The sequence below is a fragment of the Pseudomonas sp. YNh genome (assembly GCF_037993085.1).
In the GTDB taxonomy this organism is placed as follows: Bacteria; Pseudomonadota; Gammaproteobacteria; order Pseudomonadales; family Pseudomonadaceae; genus Aquipseudomonas; species Aquipseudomonas putida.
The window spans coordinates 1-717 of sequence record NZ_JBBMRJ010000086.1 but is presented as its reverse complement, the minus strand read 5'-3'; the positions used below and the strand labels follow the sequence as shown (position 1 = coordinate 717).

Below are 717 nucleotides of genomic sequence, written 5' to 3'. Positions count from 1 at the left end.
CTGCGCAACCTGGCCTTGCAAGCCAGCAATGATCATGACGCCTGGCTGGCCACTGCCGAATCGCAACATATCGACAACCCCTACAGCCTGGCAGCCGCTCTGGCGTGTTACGACCGCGACGAACGCACCTCCGCCCGCGGCCTGGAAATCTCGCTGGCTTTGCTGATTCACCCGATGGGCCAGCCGACACCCGGCACCGAAGAGCATGACCGACGCTTCAAACGCCTGGAGCAATGGCTGGACCAGCACGACAGCCCGCTGTACACCGCCTTGGCGCCGTTCAACCCGTTCAAGGACAAGGCGGATTCGGCCGGCTCTTTGTTCGGCGCCAGCGACAACGTCATCGAAGGATTGGCGGGTCGCTTCCCGGCCATGGCCGACATCACCGACCTTACCGCCCAGGCGGTCAATACCGTAGTGCTCAAGCGCCTGCGTGGCCAGACGCGGTGGGATGCCAGTCATGGCCTGCGTCAGCAGGTGCTGTTGGCGGCACGGGAGGCGAATGCCGAGAAGGCGTTGGGGTTGTTGGCAGCGCGCTATCGAATCACCGAACAGGCCATCACGGAAAATCCATTTGGCCAGGAGGCACAGAAGTATTTGAAGAGCGGCATGGCGCAGGTTGAGGAAATGAAACAACTGCGCATCTCGGGTAGCCGGACAATATCGATAGAACTGACCACCACTGCGCGAGTGAAGCCCAACTTTCTCGGGTTGCTC

General features: G+C 61.4%; 1 pseudogene. It reads left to right on the top strand.

Annotated features, from left to right (window positions below):
- Window positions 1–717 (top strand): annotated as a pseudogene (locus WF331_RS29150) (T6SS effector BTH_I2691 family protein); the annotation flags it as partial.